Genomic DNA, 19,238 nt, shown 5'->3' on the forward strand with positions numbered 1-19,238 from the left:
TTTTTGAATTAGCCAAATGCCAGCCTCGCCCTGCCTAGAGAGTAGCCCCCGTGATAGCCCTTCTCTTATCGGCTCTCGCAGAACAAACGCTCACAAAAGGCTCTCTCACGAGCACCAGACATGGATATTCAGTCCACGAGAATAGCGCAAGAACTCCCTTTTAGATTCAAAGGGGGCTCCTCACCTCTCCTCCTTAGAGAGGGGGAGAGGGAGGTGCAACTTCATTTCTCAGAGGGCTTGGTCGGGCGTTTGGGGAGAAGATCTTCCGTTACTTTTTGGCGTTTGTAGACTCTCCTCATAAAGGAACTTTGTGATCCTAGATAGAGAGTATCCCCCTTCACCTCGTACTCCTGTACAATATGAGAGGGAGCACTCCAGCTAGGGCCTGCAGAAACGCTGTACAATCCACTACCCTTGGTGTAGTAAACTCCTGTATACTTTCTCGAGAGCTTTGGTGTTTCACTTCCGTCTTCATACTTGGCATACACACCAACATCATCCCCATTTGCAAGAAAAGCGACTCCCACACAAAAATCAGAATGCGTCCGAATCGTATTTTCAAAATATTCGGCATCGGTATGCATTCTCTCTATTTCATCAATTTTCATCCACTCCCCAAAAAGAGCAGGGTCTCTATACTCCTTACGGTAGGACTGTGGACCTCGATAGCAAGAGGTGAACCAGAACAGCCCCACTAGAAACAGGATAAGGGGAGCTACAAACGTACGGCACTTCATAATAAGCTAACAATTCAAATATTGGGTAGCACCAGCCCGTGCAACATCTCTCCTTGAGGCGCAAAACCAGATGTCTGACGGCATTCCAATGCCACCCTCCTTGGCGACAAAGATACCTATTTCCCCAACTATGCAATGTAAACGAGACACAGATTCCTTAATGCGATCCCTAATTAGAAATTGAGTAATTTTGGCGTCATAAGCAATCGATCACCAGAATGGTATGCGCAATTTATAGACATAGAAAAGGAGTATAGCCAACTTCAGTTCTTTGAAACAAAACCCTAGAGATAAAATCTGCTTGCTAACAATTGAGGAAGCAGAAGAGTAGCTCAATAAACCGATTAGAGGACGACATCTCCAAATCTTCAAAAGTGCTTTTTCAGTTATTCAAAACACACAAATATGAAAAGAATCTATCTCCTAGCAATCCTGAGCACGATTCCGTTCTGGAGCCTAGCACAAACAAGCAGTAAAAATTCTACACAGTCACCAAATACACAAACAGAGGAAATATTACATTTACTCTCAAGAATCGATACCTTATTGATGACGAATAATCTACTGCTGAAAAACAAAGAACTTAATGTTGCACTTGAGAACAGATACAAGTTGTATAGTACTGATAATATCTATACACTATTACAATTAGACACAGCAACGGGAATTGTAAAACAAGTTCAGTGGTCTTTAGAAGCAGAAAATGAAGGGGAGTGGTTTATAAATAGCACAATTTTATCTTTAGATTTTGGGGCAGGATACAAATCTAACACCTTTGAACTTTATCCAACTAAGAATATGTACCAATTCATCCTTTTAGACAAAACGAATGGAAGAAAATGGCATATCCAATGGGGAATGGATGAAAACAAACGCTGGATCAGGAGGTTTTAGTTTTAATCTAATCCTCAGAAAATCAGATTAAAACTATTTTCTTCTACAAAATACACAGGAGAGGATACCTACATCCTCTTCTTTGTAGAAACTGGGTGCGCACAACGGAGAAAAAATGCTGGGTGAAAACCATTTCCCCTCTTGGCTGAAAATAAAATATTTCTTGCCCAAAATGTGAGGGTAAAACCAACTGAAATAAAAATATTTCTAGGATAGTTTTCTTCACGATTTTAGCCAACGACCCACACGCGACTCCCCCGAGGGCGAAAACGGCACCAAAAACAAGCTGAGAGAGAGCTATACCCGAATCTCCTCGTCCCCTCCCTCCTCTCGAAGAACATTCCTCAAGAGGGCTCTTTTATCCTCAGCCAAATCGGAAAGAGAAAAATATCTACGAAAAAAATCGTTGATTATCTACGAAAAGTTCGTACATTGCGCTCGGTAAGCAATACAAAGAGCTATGAACAAGACAAAACTCACTCCATTAACCCCTCAAGAAGAGAGCGTTATGCAGATTATTTGGGAGCTAGGGGATGGAGCAGCCATACGGCAGATATTAGACAAGATGCCCGAACCCAAGCCCCCCTACACCACCCTGGCAAGCATTGTAAAGAACCTGCACACCAAGGAATACATCCAACCCGAAAAAAGCGGAAAGACCATGCTGTACAAGATCGAAGTAACCCAAGAGCAATACTCCGCCTCCACTCTCCAGCACATCGTACGAAACTTCTTTGGAGGAGATTACAGGCAAGTAGTGCAGTTTTTTGCACGCAAAGAGAGTATCTCACCCCAGGATCTCAAAGAGATAATAGACTTGATTGAGCAGAAGAAGTAACCTCACCTCTTAGCCATCCTTACCCCATGGAAGTACTACTCTACTACCTACTCATCAGCGGAGCATCCCTCGCCCTCGGAGCCTTGCTCGGGCGGTGGCTCTTCCTCCCCCTTACGTGGCATAAGGCAACTCGCGCCTTTTACCTTATCATCCTCGTCTCGGCGTGGGTGATACCGCTCGTTGGCATTGTTGTTCCCTATATCGATTGGTCAATACTCTTCTCTCCCTCCCAAGGGGGAGTAGCACTCGCTCCATTCCCCCTAGAGTTATCGCCCATGACGGAAGAGGTCTCGCCCTCCATTTGGGGGTGGCTCCCCCTAGCTTTGAGCTGCATTTGGGGGATAGGAGCACTCGCTCGAGGGATTCGCCTCTTGGTCGCCCTACGAGCTCTGGTCAAACTCAAACGGAACTGCACCCCCTACCTCCTCCCCAATGGACGGAAAATACAACTTCTCCCCCAAGGGTATACCGCGTTTAGTGCCTTTGGAGAGATATACATCTCCCAAAAGATGCTAGAGGAGAACGAGTGGACTATGGTCTACACACACGAAGAGGAGCACACCCGGCAGCGACACTACATAGACCTTCTACTCGCAGAGCTATCTCTCATCCTCTCGTGGTGGAACCCCGCCATGTGGTTACTGCGTAGAGACCTCAGCCTAAACCTTGAGCACCTAGCCGACGATGCCGTGCTAGCCCAAGGCATTGAGGGCAAACCCTATCAATACCAACTCCTAAGATGCGCTACAGACTGCTCTGTAAGCCCTCTATACAACCCCTACAATGGATCTAACAACTTAAAAGAAAGGATCAAAATGATGAACAAAAAAAACTCACCCAAGCGAGCTATCCAACGCCTATGGCTCGCCCTACCCGTGGCTGCCCTTACCCTCTTAGGCGGTAATTACCTACTGGCTCGCCCGGTTGCGGAGCGTCTCCCCCTCCTACAAAACATAGGGGACGAAGACCCCGTCTACGAAACGTGCGAGGTACTCCCCCAATTCCCCGGAGGGAATGACAAACTCTTCCTCTGGCTTGCCGAGGAGGTACGCTACCCCAAAGAGGCAGAAGAAAAGAGTATCGAAGGCAGAGTGCTTGTACACTTCGTTGTGGAAAAAGATGGCAGCGTAAGCAACCCCACCATTATGCAAAGTGTAGACCCGCTGCTCGACGCCGAAGCCCTGCGTGTAGTGGGCAAGATGCCTAAGTGGACGCCCGGGAAGCTCAAAGGAAAAGTCGTACGCGTCTCTTTCACCCTCCCCGTCCACTTCAAACTAAGTGCAGATAACGCCAAATCTTCCTCAGCAAAAAGCTCGGACGCGCCTAAAGTCCTCTATGTATTGGACGGCAAGGTAGTAAGTGACGTAAGCAACCTGCCCAGCGAAAAGATCGCAGAAATGCGCGTAGACAAATCTCAAACGGAAGTAACTATCGGAGGGAAGAAGTACGACCTCAAAGCCCTCGGATTAGACGGAGTTATCTACATTACGACGAAGTAACGCCGCCCCCTTATAGTAGAATACAACTATTTTTCATCTCTTACAGCCCTCGTCTCTTACAGGAGTCGGGGGCTCTTCGTTTGTATGCAAAGAGGGCGCATGGGAAGAGGAGAGGGCTCCACCCCAAAGAAAGAGGCATAGTATTAGAGAGCGAGGAGCCCCTCTTTTGGCGGAGAACGCTCCCTGTATAAAGAATCCGTAGTACCTTCGTGGTCGGAATGAACAAAGTGCATCTATTGGTGGCAGATAGCCACGATTCGTTCGTCTACAATCTCGTAGAGATCCTTAGGAAATACCCTAATTGCACCTTCGATGTTGTAGCGACGGAGCATTGCCCCTCCCTACCCCTGGAGAACTACCAAGGGATACTACTTTCCCCGGGACCGGGGCATCCTGAGGAGGTGAAAGGGCTCATGCCCCTCATTGCTCGCGCCGTGCATACACACTCCCTTTTTGGGGTTTGTCTCGGGCATCAAGCTCTTGCCCTACACTTTGGTGGGCAACTATTGCAAATGCCCCACCCCCTACATGGTCATGCAGAAAAGCTCACGATAAAAGAGGTAGAGGGGCGTACCCTCCTTGAGCAGCTCCCCTCCGATAGTTCGGTAGGGCGTTATCACTCGTGGTGCGTGGCAAAAGAGCACTTCCCCAACGTATTAGAGATTACGGCAACGGCACTGAGTGATGGGGCTATCATGGCATTCCGACACAAAACACTCCCCCTGTTTGGGGTACAATTCCATCCCGAGAGCTACCTATCGCCCCACGGTGCAAGTATCGTAGAAAATTGGCTATCCGGTCTCTAGAGCAGACGCACGCTCTTGTAGCGCACCTCTTTGTTTTTGTTTTTCTTGAGGGGAAGGAGGTAAGAGACCGCCAGTTCGTGGCTACCCCAATTCCCCTTAGCCATTTGATTGATCGGCATCTCAAAGGCATACCCTACCGCTACACTCCCAAACTTCATCCCGAGAGAGAAGCCTGCGGCATTCATCGGCCGGAACATTACCCCTGCCCTGAAACGCTCGGCATACTCCAGCTGCAAATTGGCATCAATGCGCCATGCCTTGAGGTCCGTAAGCACCAAGAGAGAGGGCTTCCATGTAAGCGGCGAGGTCTCCGAAGAGAACTTATAAGACGAGTGAAAGGTGTAATTCCGCTTTAGCTCAATAGAGTAATTATTGCTGAGGCGAACACGTGGAGCCAAAAGATGATGCGACGCCACGCCTATATACATGCGCTTATTGCGCCACGAAAGGCCCACCGCAGAGTCAAAAGACTTACCGGACACTCGCGTAAGGGGTAAAGCAGGGTCATTAGGGGTAATGCCCTCACCATCGGGCAGAAAAAGCTTCGTACCATCAAAGGCACTATTGAACAAAGCAGCTTGCAGCCCTATGCCCAATTGCCCCTTAAACAAGGGCAGAAAGAAGGTATACTGACCGGCTAAGTCGGTATTGACAAAAAGCCCCTTCTTCTGCGTAAGGAAGGCTACTCCCACTCCATGCTTTCGCTCTAAAAAATCGACCTGCGTATTGGCAAGAAGGGAGATATTGGCAGGTGCCCCCGGGATACCCACCCACTGCTGATGATATATGGCGGTTATATCCAGCTCCTCTTGCCCCCCGGCGGCGGCAGGGTTATAGAAAGTAGCCGCCCTATCGTACTGAGAAAAAACGGCGTCGTATTGCCCCATCAGCGGTAATGCCCTTACCCCCAACAGGAACAAAAGCACCCCTTTGAGGAGCCACAACGAGGTCGCTCTACGCCCTAATCCTTTCTCGTACATACTACCAAAACGAATAGAGAGGGGCGATTAGTATGTAGGAGCCACCATTCGCGGCTAGGAGTTGTCGACATAGAAAGGAGCAAAGGGAGAGACGAAACTTGGGTTCTATTGGTCTCAAGGGGAGTGTCTGGTAAGGCACGTAAGGGGCGAGAGGAAGGAGGTCTCCCTCCTAAGTTATACAAACCCTTGCCTCTGGATAAACAAAAAGCCCTACCCCAACACTTCCGTGGGGTAGGGCCTTAGTATTTGAAAGAATGGAGGTTCTACATCATTCAGGGTGCCTTACAACAAGGCTCCTTCTCATGCCACCTCCCCTCTTCGAAGCTCTACAAAAAAGCGATTAAGCTTCTGCAGGAGCTGCAGTTTCTGCTTGAGTAGCCGAAGACTTGCGCGAACGGCGAGTACGCTTCTGAGGAGCAGCCTTCTTGCTTTCGCCAAGCATAGCCTCGTTGAAGTCTACAAGCTCGATAATGCACATAGCAGCGTTGTCTCCAAGACGGTAGCCCGTACGAAGAATACGAGTGTACCCACCGGGACGATTGGCAACCTTATCTGATACTACACCGAAAAGCTCCTTTACAGCCTCCTTGTTTTGAAGCTCAGAGAAAACCATACGGCGTGAGTGAAGATTGTCATTCTTAGAGCGTGTGATGATAGGCTCTACATACACACGCAACGCCTTTGCCTTAGCCACCGTAGTAGCGATACGCTTATGCATAATAAGCGAAGTGGCCATGTTAGAAAGCATAGCCTCGCGGTGTGCCTTCGTGCGACCTAAATGATTGAATTTCTTATTGTGTCTCATCTTTTACTCTTTATCTAGGTTATACTTACTCAAGTCGGTAGCAAACTCCAAGCCAACCTCTGCGAGGAATCCCTCAAGTTCTTCAAACGTCTTCTTACCGAAGTTGCGGAACTTAAGGAGCTCTTGGCGATTGTGCTTCACGAGATCGGCCAGAGTGAAGACATTGTTGGAGCGAAGACAATTGCGAGCACGCACCGAGAGATTGAAAGAGTCAAGCTCTTGTCTTAGCATCTGACGTATGCGGAGCGTTTCTTCGTCCATTACATCACCCGTCTCGTCGCCGGCTTCTTCCATATGCATCTCCCCATCACTAAAGAGAGAGAAGAGATCGATAAGGATCTTTGCAGCCTCGCGAAGAGCCATCTCCGGCTCGATAGTACCATCGGTAACTACCTCCAAGATAAGCTTCTCGTAGTCGGTCTTCTGCTCTACACGGAAAGACTCTTCCTTGGGCATTACCCGACGAATAGGGGTGTAAATAGAGTCGATAGCAATCGTATTGAGTGGGTCTCCCTCACGAGCATTCTCGTCACTGGGTACATAACCACGCCCCTTATTGATGCGGAACTCTATCTTGACATTGCTAGCTACCTGAGGGTCGAAACTACAGATGTGTTGATCTAAGTTCGTGATCTCAAAGTTGCTGAGGGCGGCATTGAGATCCTCTGCGGTAAAGACGTCTTTATTCGCAGGGAAAGCTACTGTTACCACCTCTTCGTCTGCATTGTCAACCTTTTGCTTGAAGCGAATCTTCTTGAGATTGAGTATAATGTTTGTAACATCTTCCGTTACACCAGGAATAGTAGCAAATTCGTGCTCTACACCATCAATGCGAATAGAGGCGATGGCATACCCCTCAAGAGAGGACAACAAGATCCGACGCAGGGCATTACCAATCGTCTTGGCATAGCCGGGTTCTAGAGGTTTGAACTCAAAACGACCGACAAGTTCGTACGGTTCGCATTCGTCAAGGACATACTGAGGCACCTCTACCTTTACTACGTTCTCGGGTTTTTGAAATGCTAATATTGCCATGATGTCAGGGATTATTTAGAGTACAATTCAACGATAAGTTGTTCCTTAATATTCTCGGGGATATCAGCACGCTGAGGTATGTTGAGGAACTTACCGGACATTGAGCTGTTGTCCCACTCGATCCAAGAATACTTACCGTGGTTGAAGCCTGCCAGTGAGTTGGCTATTACTTCCATGCTCTTATCGCGCTCACGAACAGCAATAATCTGCCCGGGCTTTACAGAGTAAGAAGGAATATTTACCACATTGCCATCCACCGTAATGTGACGATGCGACACGATCTGACGAGCTGCAGCACGCGTAGGAGCAATACCAAGACGGTAAACGATGTTGTCGAGACGGCACTCCAAAAGCTGGAGAAGCACCTCACCCGTTACCCCTTTGGAGCGTTGAGCTGCCTTAAAGAGATTGCGGAACTGACGTTCCAACACCCCGTAGGTATACTTTGCTTTTTGCTTTTCTGCGAGCTGAATACCATATTCGCTCGACTTACGACGGCGACCTTCACCATGCTGCCCCGGGGGGTAGTTCTTTTTGCTAAGTACCTTATCGGGGCCAAAGATAGGCTCGCCAAAGCGACGAGCGACTTTTGATTTAGGACCTGTATATCTTGCCATAATATTTAATGAGTAATGGGACTTTTACCCTGCATCCTCTACTTCAAGAGAGATGGGTCTCTGTGCTATAATAGTTATCTCTTTGCTTGCAAAGCCTTGTATTTTCTTGTCTCCGCATCTCTTTCTCTTCTTCCCAATCCTTGGAGAGTAGACAGCCGCAGTCCTATTCGTAAGAGAGGGAAAAGTGAATAGGTCAAAAACCTCCAAACGAGGAAGAAAGAAACGATATGGGAGTTGCGAATGCACGCTTGCACTGCGCAAGAGAAATACCACAGGGCATCCGAGATGCAGTCAGTATCCCTATTCTTATCTTTATGCCGTAAAACTTATACTTTGCGCTTCTTGGGAGGACGACAACCATTGTGTGGCAATGGCGTAACGTCGATAATCTCTGTTACCTCGATCCCGGCACCATGGATAGTACGAATAGCCGATTCACGACCATTACCCGGTCCCTTTACATACACCTTAACGCGACGGAGACCAAGATCATAAGCCACTTTGGCACAATCTTGAGCTGCCATCTGAGCTGCATAGGGAGTGTTCTTCTTAGAACTTCTGAACCCCATCTTACCAGCACTAGACCAGCTGATAACCTGCCCCTCGTTATTGGTGATAGACACAATGATGTTGTTGAAAGAAGAGTGGATGTGTGCCTGACCGGTAGCCTCTACCTTTACCACCCTCTTCTTGGCTGTTACTTTCTTTGCCATATCTTATCTATGATAATCGCCTTATTACTTAGTAGCCTTCTTCTTGTTTGCAACGGTCTTCTTCTTACCCTTGCGTGTACGGGCATTGTTTTTGGTGCTTTGCCCTCTTACAGGAAGACCAGCACGATGACGAATACCACGATAGCAACCAATATCCATTAGACGCTTGATATTGAGCTGAACTTCGCTGCGGAGGTCTCCCTCTACCTTAAATTCAGAACCAATAATCTCACGGATTTGGGCAGCTTGGTCGTCAGACCAATCTTTTACCTTGATGTTTCTGTCGATACCCGCCTTATCAAGGATATAAGCGGCTCGGCTGCGGCCTATACCAAAAATATAGGTCAAGGCAATTTCACCTCTCTTGTTTTGCGGCAAGTCAACGCCGACAATTCTTATAGCCATAGTCTATATTTGTATTATTCTTTGGTTGCGGATCACCCTTGGCGTTGCTTAAACTTAGGGTTCTTTTTGTTGATCACGTACAGACGCCCTTTGCGACGTACTATTTGACAATCGGGCGTACGCTTCTTTAAAGATGCTCTTACTTTCATATCTCTTGAAGTCTCTATTTACTTATAACGATAACTGATACGCCCCTTAGTTAGATCGTAGGGCGACATTTCTACTTTTACCTTATCTCCGGGGAGAATACGAATAAAGTGCATACGCATCTTCCCCGAGATATGAGCCGTAATAACGTGCCCATTCTGCAATTCGACCTTAAACATGGCGTTGGAGAGGGCCTCCAAAATCACGCCATCTTGCTCTATCGCTGTTTGTTTTGCCATATCAAAACTCTCGATCTCCCAAAACCTCTTTTATAAAATCAAATGAAGAAAGAATCTGCGCCTTGCCCTGTACGATAGCAATGCAGTGCTCGAAATGGGCAGAAGGCTTACCATCTTTGGTACGTACCGTCCAGCCATCATCGCCGAATACTACATTCTTGCTTCCCATATTGATCATGGGCTCGATGCAGATACACATACCATTGCGCAATAGTGCGCCCGTGCCTCGGCGTCCATAATTGGGCACCTCGGGAGACTCGTGCATGTCATGACCAATGCCATGCCCTACAAGCTCTCTCACCACCCCATAACCAAGGCTTTCTGTATATCGCTGCACTGCTTCGCCAATATGCCCCACTCGGTTTCCGGCAACGGCTTGCTCTATACCCTTGTAAAGAGAAGTCTTTGTTGCTACAAGTAGAGCCCGCTTTTCTTCAGAAATCTCTCCTACAGCAAATGTGTAAGCAGAGTCCCCGGTAAAGCCATTAAGCTTGGTACCACAATCCACAGAGATAATATCACCTTCTTGCAGGAGGACATCAGCCCGTGGGATACCGTGCACCACATGATCGTTTATCGAAGTACAAATACTCCCGGGGAAACCTCCGTATCCTAGGAAAGCCGGCGTTGCTCCGTTGTCGCAAATGAAGTCGTGTGCTACCTTATCTAGCTGCAAGGTAGATACACCCGGAGCAATATGCTTGGCAACCTCAGCCAAGGTGCGACCAACCAACTGATTGGCCGCCCTCATGAGGTTAATTTCTTCTTCTGTTTTGAGAGTAATCATTCTCTAAATTAATATGCCGAAACGCTCCCCGAACGCCCTTTGATGCGACCACTCTTGAGCAAACCGTCATAGTGACGCATCAAGAGGTGGCTCTCCAATTGCTGCAATGTATCAAGTACTACCCCCACAAGGATGAGCAACGAAGTTCCCCCAAAGAATTGAGCAAAACCTGCGCTAATACCAAGCAACTCAGCAAAAGCAGGAAGAATGGCAACAATGGCAAGGAAGAATGCCCCGGGGAGGGTAATTCTATCCATGATCGTGTCAATGTAGTCACGAGTCTGCTTGCCAGGCTTTATCCCAGGGATAAAACCATTATTGCGCTTGAGGTCTTCTGCCATCTGCGTTGGGTTAATAGTGATTGCAGTATAGAAGTAGGTAAAGAGCAAGATCAAGACGGCAAACGTAAAGTTGTACCAGAAGCTTGTGTTATCCGTAAAGGCACGCACAAAGGCACTTCCCTCTCCTACTCGAGCCATGTTCATCACAGAGATAGGGATGAACATAATAGCCTGAGCAAAGATGATAGGCATCACGTTAGCAGCATTAACCTTAAGAGGAATATACTGACGAGCACCTCCAAATTGTTTGTTACCTACAATGCGCTTTGCATATTGTACAGGCACCTTGCGAGTACCTTGTACCAATAGGATAGCACCTGCAGAAACAAAAAGGAGGAAAACAATCTCGGCCAAAAAAGCAACCATACCGCCGGCAGCACTATTCAAACGGAACAGGAACTCCGCAGATAGAGCTTGAGGCAAACGCGCGATAATACCTACAAGGATGATGAATGAAATACCATTACCAATCCCCTTGTCTGTAATGCGCTCTCCCAGCCAAAGCACAAACATACTACCACCGGCAAGGATGATTGTAGCATATGCCTGGAACCAGAATCCGGCAGGGAGTTGAGCCCCCGTTGCGGCAAGTTGCGAACTAAGGTTCATGAGGTAAGCAGGAGCCTGAAGCAACAAGATTAAGACCGTAAGGTAACGTGTCCATTGGTTTATCTTGCGACGCCCACTCTCTCCCTCTCGCTGCAATTTTTGCATAGAAGGAACAATAATGGCGGCAAGCTGCATTACGATCGATGCGGAGATATAGGGCATGATACCCAACGCAAAGATCGAAGCATGAGAGAATGCTCCCCCAGAGAACATATCTACTAGAGCCAATAGACCACCCTCAGTCTGAGACTGAAGGGCGCTTAATGCTTCGGGATCGATCCCAGGGATCACCACAAAGGATCCTAAGCGGTAAATAACCACATATAATATGGTGACAAGAAGCTTCTTGCGAAGATCCTCAATCTTCCATATGTTCTTCAATGTCTCTACTAACCTCATAAAGTTTACAGTTTTACAGCAGAACCACCAGCAGCCGTGATAGCTTCTTCTGCCTTCTTAGAGAAAGCATCAGCTTCTACAGTAAGAGCGGCACGCACTTCTCCACATCCAAGGATCTTTACCAAATCCTTAGCAGAAGCATAACCCGTCTCTATAAGTAGCTCCTTGTTGATGGTAGTGCAACCAAGCTTGTCTGCGAGATCTTGTACCACTTCCAAGTTTACCGGACGATATTCTACACGATTGATATTCTTGAATCCAAACTTCGGGAGACGACGCTGTATAGGCATCTGACCTCCTTCGAAGCCGACCTTATGCTTATAGCCAGAGCGCGATTTAGCCCCCTTATGACCGCGAGTAGAGGTACCGCCAAGCCCCGAACCGGGACCGCGACCAATACGTTTGCGAGCATGAACAGAACCAGCAGCTGGCTTCAAACTAGACAAATTCATAGTTCTCTATTGCTTATGCTTATTACTCTACTACTTCCACCAAATGGCTAACCTTGGCGACCATACCCCTTATCTGTGGAGTATCTTCGTGCTCTACAACTTGATTGAGCTTCTTAAGCCCAAGGGCATCAAGGGTTAGCTTTTGGTTCTTGGGGCGACGGATGCGACTCCGTACTTGTTTGATTTTGATTGTAGACATAGTCTATCTTCTCCTTTCCTATTAACCTCTAAAAACCTTTTCTACTGAGATGCCACGAGACTTAGCAACCATAAGAGGATCTCTAAGTTCTGCAAGAGCTGCGATAGTAGCCTTTACAAGGTTGTGTGCATTAGACGAGCCTTGGCTCTTTGCAAGAACGTCGGTAATACCCACACTCTCCAATACGGCACGCATAGCACCTCCGGCTACCACTCCGGTACCTTGAGATGCAGGGCGAATAAGGACACGAGCACCTCCAAAAGCCGCTTTCTGCTCATGAGGAATAGTTCCTTTATGAACAGGTACACGGATAAGGTTCTTCTTTGCAGCCTCTACACCTTTAGCAATAGCGGTGCTTACTTCACCTGCCTTGCCAAGCCCTAATCCGATAACGCCATCTTGATTACCAACCACAACGATAGCGGCAAAAGTGAAGGTACGCCCCCCCTTAGTCACCTTAGTTACGCGGTTGATATCCACCAAGCGATCGGTTAGCTCTAAGTCGTTGGTAGACTTTACTCTATTGAATGCTGTTGCCATTGTTCCTTAAAATTTAAGACCACCATTGCGAGCGGCATCTGCCAACTCTTTGATACGACCATGATAGAGATAACCATTGCGATCGAATACTACAGATTCGACGCCGGCTTCCTTGGCACGCTGAGCGATAAGCTCACCCACCTTGGCGGCAATCTCCTTTTTAGCTCCGGCAGCCTCGAGAGCGAGAGAGGAAGCACTAGCGAGAGTACGACCTTCTACATCGTCGATAAGCTGAGCATAGATCTGTTTATTACTACGGAATACCGTAAGACGAGGACGCTGCTTAGTACCACTAATCTTACCACGCACACTCGTCTTGATACGAAGTCTTCTAAGTTCTTTTCTTGTCATGATAATCTAGAGTTACTTGCTGGCTGTTTTACCCGACTTACGACGAATAATCTCGCCTTCAAACTTAATACCCTTACCCTTATAAGGCTCTGGCTTACGGAATGAACGAATCTTAGAACATACCTGCCCGAGGAGTTGCTTATCGCAAGACTCGAGATAGATAAAAGGATTCTTGTTACGTTCACTCTTCGTTTCCACCTTTATCTCAGCGGGAAGCATAAAGAAGATAGGGTGCGTAAAACCAAGAGAGAGCTCAAGGAGCTGACCTTGATTAGAAGCACGATAACCTACCCCTACGAGTTCCAAAGTCTTCTTGAAGCCTTCGGATACCCCTACAATCATATTATTGACGAGCGAACGATAAAGCCCATGGAGAGCTCGATCTTCCTTGTCGTCAGTTGCACGAGAGAGCTTTACTTCACCCTCTTCGATAGATACACTAATACGAGGATCTACGTACTGCGTAAGCTCGCCTTTGGGGCCCTTTACGGTTACTTTATTATCAGCAAGAGTAACTGTAACGCCTTTAGGTAGTGCTATGGGCAATTTTCCTATTCTTGACATAACCTGTTTCTCCTGATGATTAATAGATGTAACACAATACTTCGCCACCTACCTTGAGGTCGCGAGCTTCTTTGTCAGTCATCACACCCTTAGACGTAGACAGAATGGCAATACCAAGGCCATTGAGTACGCGAGGGAGATCACGATAACCTACATAACGACGAAGACCGGGGCGTGATACACGCTTTAGAGCCTTGATGGCATTGGTCTTCTGTGCAAGGTCATACTTAAGAGCGACCTTGATAATAGCACGACACTCATCTACATCCTCAAACTTGTAGTTTAGGATGTAACCTTTGTCGAAGAGAACCTTCGTAATCTCCTGCTTGAGGCGAGAAGAAGGGATCTCTACAACACGATGTCCTGCGCTGATTGCGTTGCGCAATCTTGTCAGATAATCTGCAATAGGATCAGTCATATATATTCTGAATTAAATTGATCTGGCTACCCAGACAATATTTAAATACTCTTTCTTTCCAAAGGAGCTCTTACCAGCTGGCCTTCTTTACACCGGGGATAAGTCCCTTAGATGCCATTTCGCGGAATTGGATACGCGAAATACCAAACTGGCGCATATACCCTTTGGGACGCCCTGTCATGCTGCAACGATTGTGCAAACGTACAGGAGAAGCGTTGCGAGGGATTGCTTGGAGTGCTTCGTAGTCGCCCTCTTTCTTGAGCTGAGCGCGCTTCGCAGCATACTTTGCAACCATTCTTTGGCGCTTAACCTCACGGGCTTTCATCGATTCTTTTGCCATAACTCTTCTTACTTAGCAGTGCTCTTAAAGGGAAGACCAAACTCTTTGAGAAGTTCGAAACCTTCCTCATCAGTTTCCGCAGTGGTTACAAAGGTAATATTCATCCCCAATATTTTGGTAATCGTATCGATATTTATTTCGGGGAAGATGATCTGCTCATCAATACCGAGGGTATAATTACCACGACCATCAAGCTTGCTATTGATACCTTTGAAATCTCGGATACGAGGCAAAACGACACGTACGAGACGCTCTAGGAATTCATACATACGATCACGACGAAGAGTAACCATAACTCCAATGGGCATCTTACGACGCAATTTGAAGTTCGAGATATCCTTCTTCGAATAGGTAGGTACGGCCTTTTGCCCAGTAATAGCAGAAAGCTCTTCAATTGCAACATCAATGATCTTCTTATCACCCGTAGCAATACCCAAACCTTGATTGATCACAATCTTAGAAAGCTTTGGCACCTGCATGATGCTAGAGTAACCAAAGTGCTTCATCAACTCGGGAGCAATGCGCTCCTTATATTCAGTCTTAAGACTCGTTGTATTGGCGCTCATTACTTAATCTCCTCTCCTGACTTCTTAGCGTAACGAATACTCTTGTTATTGGCATCCTTCTTACGACCAACACGAGTAGCTTTCCCAGACTTGGGATCTACAAGATTGACGTTAGAGATGTGAATGGGTCCTTCTTCTTCGATGATACCGCCTTGAGGATTCTTTGCATTGGGCTTCGTATGCTTCTTGATCATATTAAGCCCCTCTACAATGACACGATTCTTTTCGGCCAATACCTTAAGGACGCGACCCGTACGACCACGGTACTCGCCGGAATTGACGAATACGTTGTCGCCCTTCTTTATATTCAACTTGCTCATAAATTCAAACTGGTTTTAGAGCACTTCGGGTGCTAGTGAAACAACCTTCATATTAACGGCACGAAGCTCACGAGCAACGGGACCGAAAATACGAGTACCACGGAGATCCCCGGAAGCAGAAAGGAGCACACAGGCATTGTCGCTGAAACGAATGTAGGAACCATCAGCACGACGGATTTCCTTCTTCGTACGAACAATGAGAGCCTTAGATACGGCACCCTTCTTTACATCACTCGAAGGCACAACGCTCTTTACCGAGACAACGATAATATCGCCCACTGAAGCATAGCGACGACGCGTACCGCCAAGTACACGGATACAAAGTACCTCACGAGCACCACTATTATCAGCGACTTTGAGTCTTGATTCTTGCTGTATCATAGTCTATTACTTCGCTCTTTCGATGATTTCTGTTAGTCTCCAACGTTTAAGGCGGCTCAAAGGACGAGTCTCCATAATACGTACCTTATCGCCCACATTGCATTCATTCTTTTCGTCGTGGGCATAGAGTTTCTTTGTCTTATTTACAAACTTGCCATAGATGGGATGCTTTTCCTTCCAGCGGATAGCAACCGTGATGGATTTCTCCATCTTGTTGCTAGTCACAATCCCGACACGTTCTTTTCTATGATTTCTCATCATTCTTGTGAAGTCTCTTATTATTGATTTTCTACACGGCGCATAGCCAGTACCATCTCGAGACGAGCAATCGTCTTACGCTGAGCGCGAAGCGATGCCGGATTCTCAAGAGGAGAAACAGAATGATTGATGCGGTCGAGGTTGTAGCTCTTGCGAAGAACTTCAAGCTTTTCCACTATTTCGGGAGTTGTTAGCTCCTTAATCTCAGACATTTTCATAGGTTCTCTCTCTTACTGATTACGCATTTTCTTTCGTAGCATCGAAGTCTCGACGCACAACAAACTTAGTAGTAACGGGAAGCTTCTGAGCTGCAAGGCGCAATGCTTCCTTAGCAATCTCGTAAGAAACACCCTCTACCTCAAAGATCATACGACCTGGGGTAACAGGTGCTACGAAGCCTTCGGGATTACCTTTCCCCTTACCCATTCGCACTTCGGCAGGCTTGCTGGTAATAGGCTTATCGGGGAAGATACGAACCCAAACCTGACCTTGACGCTGCATGTAACGAGTAACGGCGATACGCGCAGCCTCTATCTGAGCCCCCGTGATCCACTTGGTCTGGAGAGACTTGATACCGAAGGAACCGAAAGCGAGCTGATTGCCACGCTGGGCATTCCCCTTCATGCGACCCTTCTGCTGCCTTCTAAACTTTGTTTTCTTTGGCTGTAACATAATTACTTTCCTTCTTTTCTTTAGCGGTTAGGTTTACGATTGTTGCGACGGCGACGATCGTTGCGACCGAAGGAATCTTGACGGCGTTGGTTGTTTTGAGAGGCTTGTTGGAAGTTAGGCGCCAAATCACGCTTCTCATAAACTTCGCCCTTCATGATCCAAACCTTTACACCGATCATTCCCACCTTCGTGAGAGCTTCCTCGTGCGCATAGTCAATATCGGCACGCAATGTATGAAGAGGAGTACGCCCCTCCTTAAACATTTCGCTGCGAGCCATTTCTGCACCATTGAGACGACCAGAGAGGTGCACCTTGATACCTTCGGCTCCCGAACGCATCGCAGATGCGATAGCCATCTTAACGGCACGACGATAAGCAACGTTACCTTCGAGCTGACGTGCTATACTAGAGGCTACAAGAGAAGAATCGAGCTCAGGACGACGGATTTCGTAGATATAAATCTGTACTTCCTTCTTCGTGAGTTTCTTAAGTTCTTCCTTGAGCTTATCTACTTCTTGACCGCCCTTACCAATAATAAGACCTGGACGAGCAGTGCAAATCGTAACTGTTACGAGGTGAAGAGCACGCTCAATAACAATACGAGAAATACCGGCCTTGGCGTGACGTGCATTGAGATATTTGCGGATACGGCTATCCTCTAGAAGAGTTGGACCGTAATTCTTTCCACCATACCAATTTGAATCCCAGCCACGGATATAACCTAGACGGTTGCTTATAGGATTAATCTTCTGTCCCATCCTGCTTCTGATTATTAGCGTTATTAAGCGAACTTACATAAAGGGTCACATGGTTGCTGCGCTTACGAATGCGGTAGCCGCGCCCCTGAGGAGCCGGACGAAGACGTTTAAGCGTTGCACCTCCATCGACAAAAACGCGAGAGATATAAAGCTCTCCCTCCTCGGTCTTGCGACCATTCACCTGCTCCCAATTGGCAATAGCAGACTGGAGGAGCTTCAAAAGACGAGTAGCAGAAGCTTTGCGTGAAGAAAAACGAAGGATACCCAATGCTCGGGTTACCTCCATACCTCGTATATTGTCTACCACCAAACGCATCTTGCGAGGAGATGTCGGTACATTGTTTAGCTTCGCGAAGCAATCGATTGTACCGTCGGTGGCCATAGTTTTATTCTTATCACTCATTGTACTTTGTATTGTGTCTACAACTTGGACCAATTACACTCTCTTACTTACGGTTACCAGAGTGACCTCTGAAGGTACGTGTAAGAGCAAATTCGCCCAACTTATGACCTACCATATTTTCCGTAATATACACGGGAATAAACTTATTCCCATTGTGTACGGCAATCGTATGCCCTACAAAGTCGGGGGAGATCATAGAAGCACGAGACCAAGTCTTGATCACGGACTTCTTGCCGGACTCATTCATTTCGAGTACCTTCTTCTCCAACTTTACACTGATAAAGGGACCTTTCTTTAGCGAACGACTCATATTATCTTGTTCTTATCAGAGTTACTTTTTCTTGCGTCTTTCTATAATGTACTTAGAAGAGTGCTTCTTAGGAGCTCTCGTCTTAAGACCCTTAGCATAAAGACCCGTACGTGAGCGAGGATGGCCCCCAGAGGCACGTCCTTCACCACCACCCATGGGGTGATCTACAGGGTTCATTACTACACCACGGTTGCGAGGGCGGCGTCCAAGCCAGCGTGAGCGACCTGCCTTACCCGACTTTTCGAGAGCGTGGTCACTATTCCCTACGCTACCAACCGTAGCCTTACACATAGAAAGCACACGACGAGTTTCGCCAGAAGGCATACGCAACACGACGTACTTATCTTCACGTGCAACAAGCTGTGCAAATGTTCCTGCCGAACGGGCGAACTTAGCCCCCTGACCGGGACGCAACTCTACGTTGTGCACCACGGTACCAACAGGAATCATAGACAAGGGAAGTGAGTTCCCTACTTCGGGAGCAACATTCTCTCCCGAGATCACAGTTTGACCAACCTCTATACCATCAGGAGCGAGGATATAAGCCTTTGCCCCATCGGCATAGTAGAGAAGGGCAATACGAGACGAACGATTAGGATCGTACTCGATACTCTTCACCGTGGCGGGAATGCCATCCTTGGTTCTCTTGAAGTCGATAAAACGGAATTTCTGCTTATGGCCACCACCGATGTAACGCATGGTCATCTTACCCGTATTGTTACGACCGCCAGTCTTACGCTTACCTTCTACAAGGGATTTTTCTGGTGTGCTGGCTGTGATCTTGTCAAACGCACCAATAATCTTGTGTCTCTGCCCAGGAGTTGTGGGCTTGAGTTTTCTAATTCCCATTACTCA

The 19,238-nt window shown here is 47.3% G+C and carries 32 protein-coding genes; 4 read left to right on the forward strand and 28 right to left on the reverse strand.

Annotated elements, in window-relative coordinates; translation table 11 throughout:
* Positions 1 to 221: 221 nt before the first annotated feature.
* On the reverse strand, positions 222 to 737 hold the full coding sequence (locus ACTTHR_RS05910) for a hypothetical protein (protein WP_442605528.1): 516 nt from the start codon (positions 735 to 737) through the stop codon (positions 222 to 224).
* Between the two features lie 405 nt (positions 738 to 1,142).
* On the opposite strand from ACTTHR_RS05910, the gene ACTTHR_RS05915 reads away from it, so the two are divergent.
* The 4 genes from ACTTHR_RS05915 (at position 1,143) to ACTTHR_RS05930 (ending at position 4,774) form a co-directional block, all read left to right on the forward strand.
* Positions 1,143 to 1,631 carry a hypothetical protein gene (locus ACTTHR_RS05915; RefSeq protein WP_424777739.1) on the forward strand — a complete coding sequence of 163 codons (489 nt, stop codon included), beginning with the start codon at positions 1,143 to 1,145 and terminating at the stop codon, positions 1,629 to 1,631.
* Positions 1,632 to 2,091: 460 nt separating this feature from the next.
* Positions 2,092 to 2,469, forward strand: a complete 378-nt coding sequence (locus tag ACTTHR_RS05920; RefSeq protein ID WP_442605529.1) for a BlaI/MecI/CopY family transcriptional regulator — start codon at positions 2,092 to 2,094, stop codon at positions 2,467 to 2,469.
* Between the two features lie 26 nt (positions 2,470 to 2,495).
* A complete protein-coding gene (locus ACTTHR_RS05925) occupies positions 2,496 to 3,968 on the forward strand; it encodes a TonB family protein (protein WP_442605530.1) in 1,473 nt (490 codons plus the stop codon).
* Positions 3,969 to 4,186: 218 nt separating this feature from the next.
* Entirely contained in the window at positions 4,187 to 4,774 is a 588-nt protein-coding gene (locus ACTTHR_RS05930; protein ID WP_442605531.1) for an anthranilate synthase component II, read from the forward strand.
* On the opposite strand, the gene ACTTHR_RS05935 is transcribed toward ACTTHR_RS05930, so the two are convergent.
* The 27 genes from ACTTHR_RS05935 to rplB all read right to left on the reverse strand — a co-directional run bounded on the left by ACTTHR_RS05935 (position 4,771) and on the right by rplB (position 19,232).
* The gene (locus ACTTHR_RS05935) at positions 4,771 to 5,754 is read right to left on the reverse strand and encodes a PorP/SprF family type IX secretion system membrane protein (RefSeq protein ID WP_442605532.1); all 984 of its coding nucleotides are present in this window, start codon (positions 5,752 to 5,754) and stop codon (positions 4,771 to 4,773) included. The genes ACTTHR_RS05930 and ACTTHR_RS05935 overlap by 4 nt on opposite strands.
* Before the next feature lie 340 nt (positions 5,755 to 6,094).
* Positions 6,095 to 6,559, reverse strand: coding sequence for a 50S ribosomal protein L17 (gene rplQ / locus ACTTHR_RS05940; RefSeq protein WP_297949173.1), 465 nt, complete (start codon positions 6,557 to 6,559; stop codon positions 6,095 to 6,097).
* Between the two features lie 3 nt (positions 6,560 to 6,562).
* Entirely contained in the window at positions 6,563 to 7,594 is a 1,032-nt protein-coding gene (locus ACTTHR_RS05945; RefSeq protein WP_276773282.1) for a DNA-directed RNA polymerase subunit alpha, read from the reverse strand.
* A gap of 11 nt (positions 7,595 to 7,605) precedes the next feature.
* Positions 7,606 to 8,211: a 30S ribosomal protein S4 gene (gene rpsD, locus ACTTHR_RS05950; RefSeq protein ID WP_040580746.1), complete on the reverse strand. Its 606-nt coding sequence runs from the start codon at positions 8,209 to 8,211 to the stop codon at positions 7,606 to 7,608.
* A gap of 326 nt (positions 8,212 to 8,537) precedes the next feature.
* The gene (gene rpsK / locus ACTTHR_RS05955) at positions 8,538 to 8,924 is read right to left on the reverse strand and encodes a 30S ribosomal protein S11 (protein WP_004333829.1); all 387 of its coding nucleotides are present in this window, start codon (positions 8,922 to 8,924) and stop codon (positions 8,538 to 8,540) included.
* A gap of 24 nt (positions 8,925 to 8,948) precedes the next feature.
* The gene (rpsM, locus tag ACTTHR_RS05960) at positions 8,949 to 9,329 is read right to left on the reverse strand and encodes a 30S ribosomal protein S13 (protein WP_004333525.1); all 381 of its coding nucleotides are present in this window, start codon (positions 9,327 to 9,329) and stop codon (positions 8,949 to 8,951) included.
* Positions 9,330 to 9,361: 32 nt separating this feature from the next.
* Positions 9,362 to 9,478: a type B 50S ribosomal protein L36 gene (ykgO, locus tag ACTTHR_RS05965; RefSeq protein WP_004333565.1), complete on the reverse strand. Its 117-nt coding sequence runs from the start codon at positions 9,476 to 9,478 to the stop codon at positions 9,362 to 9,364.
* Between the two features lie 18 nt (positions 9,479 to 9,496).
* Positions 9,497 to 9,715 carry a translation initiation factor IF-1 gene (gene infA, locus ACTTHR_RS05970; RefSeq protein WP_004333810.1) on the reverse strand — a complete coding sequence of 73 codons (219 nt, stop codon included), beginning with the start codon at positions 9,713 to 9,715 and terminating at the stop codon, positions 9,497 to 9,499.
* Position 9,716: 1 nt separating this feature from the next.
* Complete coding sequence (map, locus tag ACTTHR_RS05975; protein WP_304284737.1) at positions 9,717 to 10,502, reverse strand: type I methionyl aminopeptidase; 786 nt, start codon at positions 10,500 to 10,502, stop codon at positions 9,717 to 9,719.
* 8 nt (positions 10,503 to 10,510) lie between these two features.
* On the reverse strand, positions 10,511 to 11,851 hold the full coding sequence (gene secY / locus ACTTHR_RS05980) for a preprotein translocase subunit SecY (RefSeq protein WP_004333822.1): 1,341 nt from the start codon (positions 11,849 to 11,851) through the stop codon (positions 10,511 to 10,513).
* 5 nt (positions 11,852 to 11,856) lie between these two features.
* A complete protein-coding gene (gene rplO / locus ACTTHR_RS05985; protein WP_304284736.1) occupies positions 11,857 to 12,303 on the reverse strand; it encodes a 50S ribosomal protein L15 in 447 nt (148 codons plus the stop codon).
* Positions 12,304 to 12,325: 22 nt separating this feature from the next.
* Entirely contained in the window at positions 12,326 to 12,502 is a 177-nt protein-coding gene (gene rpmD, locus ACTTHR_RS05990) for a 50S ribosomal protein L30 (protein ID WP_004333535.1), read from the reverse strand.
* Between the two features lie 21 nt (positions 12,503 to 12,523).
* Positions 12,524 to 13,042 carry a 30S ribosomal protein S5 gene (gene rpsE / locus ACTTHR_RS05995; protein WP_004333653.1) on the reverse strand — a complete coding sequence of 173 codons (519 nt, stop codon included), beginning with the start codon at positions 13,040 to 13,042 and terminating at the stop codon, positions 12,524 to 12,526.
* A 6-nt stretch (positions 13,043 to 13,048) separates the two neighbouring features.
* Complete coding sequence (gene rplR / locus ACTTHR_RS06000) at positions 13,049 to 13,393, reverse strand: 50S ribosomal protein L18 (protein WP_004333670.1); 345 nt, start codon at positions 13,391 to 13,393, stop codon at positions 13,049 to 13,051.
* Between the two features lie 12 nt (positions 13,394 to 13,405).
* The gene (gene rplF, locus ACTTHR_RS06005) at positions 13,406 to 13,957 is read right to left on the reverse strand and encodes a 50S ribosomal protein L6 (protein WP_297949155.1); all 552 of its coding nucleotides are present in this window, start codon (positions 13,955 to 13,957) and stop codon (positions 13,406 to 13,408) included.
* Positions 13,958 to 13,976: 19 nt separating this feature from the next.
* Entirely contained in the window at positions 13,977 to 14,375 is a 399-nt protein-coding gene (gene rpsH, locus ACTTHR_RS06010; RefSeq protein WP_004333663.1) for a 30S ribosomal protein S8, read from the reverse strand.
* Between the two features lie 70 nt (positions 14,376 to 14,445).
* Positions 14,446 to 14,715: a 30S ribosomal protein S14 gene (gene rpsN, locus ACTTHR_RS06015; protein ID WP_004333502.1), complete on the reverse strand. Its 270-nt coding sequence runs from the start codon at positions 14,713 to 14,715 to the stop codon at positions 14,446 to 14,448.
* Between the two features lie 8 nt (positions 14,716 to 14,723).
* Positions 14,724 to 15,281, reverse strand: coding sequence for a 50S ribosomal protein L5 (gene rplE / locus ACTTHR_RS06020; RefSeq protein ID WP_004333655.1), 558 nt, complete (start codon positions 15,279 to 15,281; stop codon positions 14,724 to 14,726).
* Positions 15,281 to 15,601: a 50S ribosomal protein L24 gene (gene rplX, locus ACTTHR_RS06025; protein ID WP_004333623.1), complete on the reverse strand. Its 321-nt coding sequence runs from the start codon at positions 15,599 to 15,601 to the stop codon at positions 15,281 to 15,283. The genes rplE and rplX overlap by 1 nt, the downstream gene beginning before the upstream one ends.
* A gap of 15 nt (positions 15,602 to 15,616) precedes the next feature.
* The gene (gene rplN, locus ACTTHR_RS06030; RefSeq protein ID WP_004333691.1) at positions 15,617 to 15,982 is read right to left on the reverse strand and encodes a 50S ribosomal protein L14; all 366 of its coding nucleotides are present in this window, start codon (positions 15,980 to 15,982) and stop codon (positions 15,617 to 15,619) included.
* 6 nt (positions 15,983 to 15,988) lie between these two features.
* Entirely contained in the window at positions 15,989 to 16,243 is a 255-nt protein-coding gene (gene rpsQ, locus ACTTHR_RS06035; protein ID WP_004333615.1) for a 30S ribosomal protein S17, read from the reverse strand.
* Positions 16,244 to 16,260: 17 nt separating this feature from the next.
* On the reverse strand, positions 16,261 to 16,458 hold the full coding sequence (rpmC, locus tag ACTTHR_RS06040; protein ID WP_004333826.1) for a 50S ribosomal protein L29: 198 nt from the start codon (positions 16,456 to 16,458) through the stop codon (positions 16,261 to 16,263).
* A 19-nt stretch (positions 16,459 to 16,477) separates the two neighbouring features.
* Positions 16,478 to 16,912, reverse strand: coding sequence for a 50S ribosomal protein L16 (gene rplP, locus ACTTHR_RS06045; protein ID WP_004333770.1), 435 nt, complete (start codon positions 16,910 to 16,912; stop codon positions 16,478 to 16,480).
* A 20-nt stretch (positions 16,913 to 16,932) separates the two neighbouring features.
* A complete protein-coding gene (gene rpsC / locus ACTTHR_RS06050; protein ID WP_004333616.1) occupies positions 16,933 to 17,670 on the reverse strand; it encodes a 30S ribosomal protein S3 in 738 nt (245 codons plus the stop codon).
* Positions 17,654 to 18,073, reverse strand: a complete 420-nt coding sequence (rplV, locus tag ACTTHR_RS06055; protein WP_004333762.1) for a 50S ribosomal protein L22 — start codon at positions 18,071 to 18,073, stop codon at positions 17,654 to 17,656. The genes rpsC and rplV overlap by 17 nt, the downstream gene beginning before the upstream one ends.
* A 43-nt stretch (positions 18,074 to 18,116) precedes the next feature.
* Positions 18,117 to 18,383, reverse strand: a complete 267-nt coding sequence (gene rpsS, locus ACTTHR_RS06060; protein WP_004333700.1) for a 30S ribosomal protein S19 — start codon at positions 18,381 to 18,383, stop codon at positions 18,117 to 18,119.
* Between the two features lie 21 nt (positions 18,384 to 18,404).
* Positions 18,405 to 19,232: a 50S ribosomal protein L2 gene (gene rplB, locus ACTTHR_RS06065; RefSeq protein ID WP_004333537.1), complete on the reverse strand. Its 828-nt coding sequence runs from the start codon at positions 19,230 to 19,232 to the stop codon at positions 18,405 to 18,407.
* Positions 19,233 to 19,238: the final 6 nt, after the last annotated feature.

The organism is Porphyromonas endodontalis, from assembly GCF_052173515.1.
Classification (GTDB): domain Bacteria; phylum Bacteroidota; class Bacteroidia; order Bacteroidales; family Porphyromonadaceae; genus Porphyromonas; species Porphyromonas endodontalis_A.

Bases quoted from the DNA above. Each gene is read 5' to 3' on its own strand.
- ACTTHR_RS05925 (WP_442605530.1), top strand. From the start codon at position 2,496: ATGGAAGTACTACTCTACTACCTACTCATCAGCGGAGCATCCCTCGCC.
- ACTTHR_RS05920 (WP_442605529.1), top strand. From the start codon at position 2,092: ATGAACAAGACAAAACTCACTCCATTAACCCCTCAAGAAGAGAGCGTT.
- rpsC (WP_004333616.1), bottom strand. From the start codon at position 17,670: ATGGGACAGAAGATTAATCCTATAAGCAACCGTCTAGGTTATATCCGT.
- ykgO (WP_004333565.1), bottom strand. From the start codon at position 9,478: ATGAAAGTAAGAGCATCTTTAAAGAAGCGTACGCCCGATTGTCAAATA.
- ACTTHR_RS05915 (WP_424777739.1), top strand. From the start codon at position 1,143: ATGAAAAGAATCTATCTCCTAGCAATCCTGAGCACGATTCCGTTCTGG.
- infA (WP_004333810.1), bottom strand. From the start codon at position 9,715: ATGGCAAAACAAACAGCGATAGAGCAAGATGGCGTGATTTTGGAGGCC.
- rplP (WP_004333770.1), bottom strand. From the start codon at position 16,912: ATGTTACAGCCAAAGAAAACAAAGTTTAGAAGGCAGCAGAAGGGTCGC.
- rpsM (WP_004333525.1), bottom strand. From the start codon at position 9,329: ATGGCTATAAGAATTGTCGGCGTTGACTTGCCGCAAAACAAGAGAGGT.
- rplR (WP_004333670.1), bottom strand. From the start codon at position 13,393: ATGACAAGAAAAGAACTTAGAAGACTTCGTATCAAGACGAGTGTGCGT.
- ACTTHR_RS05910 (WP_442605528.1), bottom strand. From the start codon at position 737: ATGAAGTGCCGTACGTTTGTAGCTCCCCTTATCCTGTTTCTAGTGGGG.
- rplQ (WP_297949173.1), bottom strand. From the start codon at position 6,559: ATGAGACACAATAAGAAATTCAATCATTTAGGTCGCACGAAGGCACAC.
- rpsN (WP_004333502.1), bottom strand. From the start codon at position 14,715: ATGGCAAAAGAATCGATGAAAGCCCGTGAGGTTAAGCGCCAAAGAATG.
- rplB (WP_004333537.1), bottom strand. From the start codon at position 19,232: ATGGGAATTAGAAAACTCAAGCCCACAACTCCTGGGCAGAGACACAAG.
- rpmD (WP_004333535.1), bottom strand. From the start codon at position 12,502: ATGTCTACAATCAAAATCAAACAAGTACGGAGTCGCATCCGTCGCCCC.
- secY (WP_004333822.1), bottom strand. From the start codon at position 11,851: ATGAGGTTAGTAGAGACATTGAAGAACATATGGAAGATTGAGGATCTT.
- rplO (WP_304284736.1), bottom strand. From the start codon at position 12,303: ATGAATTTGTCTAGTTTGAAGCCAGCTGCTGGTTCTGTTCATGCTCGC.
- rpsE (WP_004333653.1), bottom strand. From the start codon at position 13,042: ATGGCAACAGCATTCAATAGAGTAAAGTCTACCAACGACTTAGAGCTA.
- ACTTHR_RS05935 (WP_442605532.1), bottom strand. From the start codon at position 5,754: ATGTACGAGAAAGGATTAGGGCGTAGAGCGACCTCGTTGTGGCTCCTC.
- rpsS (WP_004333700.1), bottom strand. From the start codon at position 18,383: ATGAGTCGTTCGCTAAAGAAAGGTCCCTTTATCAGTGTAAAGTTGGAG.
- rpsK (WP_004333829.1), bottom strand. From the start codon at position 8,924: ATGGCAAAGAAAGTAACAGCCAAGAAGAGGGTGGTAAAGGTAGAGGCT.
- rpsQ (WP_004333615.1), bottom strand. From the start codon at position 16,243: ATGATGAGAAATCATAGAAAAGAACGTGTCGGGATTGTGACTAGCAAC.
- map (WP_304284737.1), bottom strand. From the start codon at position 10,502: ATGATTACTCTCAAAACAGAAGAAGAAATTAACCTCATGAGGGCGGCC.
- rpsH (WP_004333663.1), bottom strand. From the start codon at position 14,375: ATGACTGATCCTATTGCAGATTATCTGACAAGATTGCGCAACGCAATC.
- rpsD (WP_040580746.1), bottom strand. From the start codon at position 8,211: ATGGCAAGATATACAGGTCCTAAATCAAAAGTCGCTCGTCGCTTTGGC.
- ACTTHR_RS05945 (WP_276773282.1), bottom strand. From the start codon at position 7,594: ATGGCAATATTAGCATTTCAAAAACCCGAGAACGTAGTAAAGGTAGAG.
- rplX (WP_004333623.1), bottom strand. From the start codon at position 15,601: ATGAGCAAGTTGAATATAAAGAAGGGCGACAACGTATTCGTCAATTCC.
- rpmC (WP_004333826.1), bottom strand. From the start codon at position 16,458: ATGAAAATGTCTGAGATTAAGGAGCTAACAACTCCCGAAATAGTGGAA.
- rplF (WP_297949155.1), bottom strand. From the start codon at position 13,957: ATGTCAAGAATAGGAAAATTGCCCATAGCACTACCTAAAGGCGTTACA.
- ACTTHR_RS05930 (WP_442605531.1), top strand. From the start codon at position 4,187: ATGAACAAAGTGCATCTATTGGTGGCAGATAGCCACGATTCGTTCGTC.
- rplV (WP_004333762.1), bottom strand. From the start codon at position 18,073: ATGAGTGATAAGAATAAAACTATGGCCACCGACGGTACAATCGATTGC.
- rplE (WP_004333655.1), bottom strand. From the start codon at position 15,281: ATGAGCGCCAATACAACGAGTCTTAAGACTGAATATAAGGAGCGCATT.
- rplN (WP_004333691.1), bottom strand. From the start codon at position 15,982: ATGATACAGCAAGAATCAAGACTCAAAGTCGCTGATAATAGTGGTGCT.